Source organism: Streptomyces sp. NPDC044061, assembly GCF_056434305.1.
Genome location: NZ_JBWKFL010000141.1, coordinates 1 through 3,639, shown reverse-complemented (window position 1 = coordinate 3,639; position 3,639 = coordinate 1). Strand labels below are relative to the sequence as shown.

The following is a 3,639-nucleotide window of genomic DNA, read 5'->3' as shown; positions in this document are numbered from 1 at the left end:
AACGACCTCACTGGCCGGAGCCTGCTCCAGGATCGTGTGCGCGTTCGTCCCGGAGATCCCGAACGACGACACAGCCGCCCGCCGCGGCCGCTCCAGCACCGGCCACGCCCTCGCCTCGGTCAGTACCGACACCGCACCCGAGTCCCAGTCCACCCGGGACGACACTTCGCCGACGTGCAGCGTCTTCGGCAGCTCGCCGCTGCGCAGCGCGAGGACCATCTTGATGATGCCCGCGACACCGGCGGCGGCCTGTGTGTGCCCGATGTTCGACTTCACCGAACCCAACAGCAACGGCGTCTCACGGTCCTGCCCATAGGTCGCCAGCAGCGCCTGTGCCTCGATCGGATCACCCAGCGACGTGCCCGTGCCGTGCGCCTCCACGGCGTCCACTCCGGACGGCTCGAGACCGGCACTGGCCAGCGCCTGCCGGATCACCCGCTGTTGCGAAGGCCCGTTCGGCGCCGTCAGGCCGTTCGACGCGCCGTCCTGGTTCACCGCCGAACCCCGCACCACGGCGAGGACTTCGTGCCCGTTGCGGACGGCGTCGGACAGCCGCTCGACCACGATCATGCCGATGCCCTCGGACCACCCCGTGCCGTCGGCGTCCTCGGCGAACGCCTTGCACCGGCCGTCCGGCGCCAGCCCGCCCTGCCGGGAGAACTCCACGAACAGCCACGGCGTCGTCATCAGCGTCACACCGCCGACCAGCGCCAGCGAGCATTCACCACCGCGCAGTGCCTGCGTCGCCCAGTGCAGCGCCACCAGCGACGACGAGCACGCCGTGTCCACGGTGACCGCCGGTCCTTCCAGACCGAGCGTGTACGAGAGGCGGCCGGACAGCACGCTGGCGGCGAGGCCCGTGCCGGTGTGTCCCTGGCGGCCGGCCTCGGTGCCGACGAGCACGTCGCCGTAGTCCTGGCCGTTCGTGCCGACGAACACGCCCGAGGAGCTGCCGCGCAGCGACAGGGGGTCGATCCCCGCGCGTTCCAGTGCCTCCCACGATGTCTCCAGCAGGAGTCGTTGCTGCGGGTCCATCGCCACCGCCTCCCGCGGGGAGACCTCGAAGAACTCCGCGTCGAAGCCGGCGATGTCGTGCAGGAAGCCACCCCGTTGCGTGGCGCTGCGGTCCGGTCGGTCGCCTGCGAGACCGTCCAGGTCCCAGCCACGGTCCGTGGGAAACGGCCCGGTCGCGTCGCTGCCCTCGGCCAGCAGCGCCCAGAGGGCTTCCGGCGAGTCGATGCCGTTCGGGAAACGGCACGCCATGCCGACGATGGCGATCGGCTCGTCGGTGACGGCGGCGACCGGTGCCGTGACGGTGGTTCTCGGGCTGTCGAGCAGCTGGGCGAGCAGGAGCTCGGTCACCCGGGCCGGGGTCGGGTGGTCGTAGAGCAGGGACGCGGGCAGGCTGAGCCCGGTCGCCGCGACAAGCCGGTTGCGCAGCTCGACGGAGGCCAGAGAGTCGAAGCCCAGCTTGCCGAACTCGCGGTCCGGCGTGATGTCGCCGGGCATCCTGTGCAGGACCGCCGCCACGGCGCCCCGCACCACGCCGGCGACCCGTGCCAGGCGCTGGTCCTGGTCGAGAGCCCGCAGCTCTGCGGCGAGTCCGGACGCCGGAGCGGCGGAGGACTCGGCGAAGCGGCGCGCCTCCGGCAGTGCCGACAGCAGAGGGCGGTGCGGCCGTGGTGTGAGCAGGGTGGCCACCACGTCGGGGTGGCGCATGTCGAGCACGGTGAGCGTGGGGTCCGGCGCCGTGACGGCCTGTCCGAGCACCGTGAGGGCCAGTCGCGGGTCGAGCGGGGCGGCGCCGACGCCCGTCGCACTGCCGCCCATGCCGTCCCCGGCCCACGCGCCCCACGCCAGCGAGGTGCCGGGCAGCCCCAGCGCGCGGCGGCGCTGGGCGACGGAGTCGAGGACCGCGTTGGCCGCGGCGTAGTTCGCCTGGCCGGGGTTGCCGACGGAACCGGCGGCCGAGGAGAAGAGGGCGAACACCGAGAGGTCGTGACCGCGGGTCAGTTCGTCCAGCACCAGCGCCGAGGCGGCCTTCGCCCGGAACACCGTCTCGAACTGCTCTTCGCTCAGCCTGGTCAGCACGCCGTCCGCGAGGACGCCGGCCGCGTGGACGACGCCGGTCAGAGGCTGGTCGGCGGGAATCGTCGCGAGGACGGCCGCCATGGCGTCCCGGTCCGCCGTGTCCGCCGCGACCAGGTCCACCTCGACGCCGGAAGCGGTCAATTCGTCGTGCAGCTCGGTGGCGCCCGGGGCCGTGCCACCCCGGCGGCTCACCAGCACGAGACGTGCGACACCTCGGTCCGCGAGCCAGCGGGCCACGCGCGCGCCGAGCGCACCGGTACCGCCGGTGATGAGCACCGTGCCGGTCGGTGTCCACTCCTGCGCGTCCCCAGTGGGCGCGGGTGTCAACCGTCGGCCGAGCGCGATGCCCCCGTTGCGGATGGCGACTTCTTCCTCGCCGCCGGGATGCGCGAGCAGGGCGGCGCAACGCGTGAGTGCGGCGTCGTCAGGCTCGGCGGGCAGGTCGATCACACCGCCCCAGCCGTCCGGGTGCTCGAGCGCGGCGACCCGGCCCAGCCCCCAGACGCCGGCGCGTTCGGGGTGCTCGACGGTGTCGCCCTCGACGGCGGCGACGGCGCCGCGCGTGACCGCCCACAGGGGCGCGGTGATGCCGAGCCCGGAGAGGGCGCGGAGCAGCGTGGCCGTGGCAACCGGTCCGGCCGGGTCCTCGGCCAGTAAGGACAGCACGCCCGCGAAGCCCGCGCCCTCCGCGATGGACAGCCGCGCGGCGAGAGCGTCGGCGTCGGCGGTCGCCGGTACGTGCACACGGATCGCGCCCGGACCGGCCGCGCCGGCCACGCGGCTCACCCAGGTCTCGTCGGCTCCCTCCGGCACGATCACGAGCCAGGTGCCGCGCGGGGCGCCGGTGACGGCTCCGGTCAGCGGTGCCCACGTTTCTCGGTGGCGCACGGCATCGAGGTCGCGTTCGGTCCGTCGGCGGCGGCGCCATGCGGCGAGCGCCGGCACCACTCCGGACAGCTCCTCGCCGGTGAGACCGAGGCCGGCGGCGAGGCTGTCGAGGTCCTCGCTCTCGATGGCGTCCCAGAACTCGGCATCCACCGGGTCGGTCGCGCCCGGCTCGTCATCGGCCGGCTCGGGCCAGTAGTGGTGGTGCTGGAAGGCGTAGGTGGGCAGGTCCACGCGGGTGGCGTGCAGAGGCCCGAAGAGCGCTGCCCACTCGACCGGCACTCCGACCGAGTGCAAGGCGCCGAGCGCGGTGACGACCGACTCCTCCTCATCCCGGTCCCGGCGCAGTGCGGGAACCGTGGTGACGGCCGCGGTCTCCTGGATCATCGCCGACAGCGTCCCGTCCGGCCCCAGCTCCAGGAACGTACCCACACCATCATCGACCATCGCCTGCACCGCATCGGCGAACCGCACAGCCTCACGCACATGCCGGACCCAGTACTCCGGACTCGTCGGATCACCCGACATCAACCGGACCACCGGCTCACGGAACTCGATCCCCTCAAGAGCAGCCGCGAACTCCTCCAGCATCGGATCCATCAACGGCGAATGGAACGCATGCGACACCGACAACCGCTTGTGCTTCCAACCCAACTCAGCCGC

1 protein-coding gene is annotated in these 3,639 nt (G+C 73.1%); it reads right to left on the bottom strand.

Annotated features, from left to right (window positions below; translation table 11 throughout):
- On the bottom strand, window positions 1–3,639 hold a 3,639-nt coding region (locus AC07CM_RS50540; protein ID WP_478883305.1), incomplete at both ends, for an SDR family NAD(P)-dependent oxidoreductase.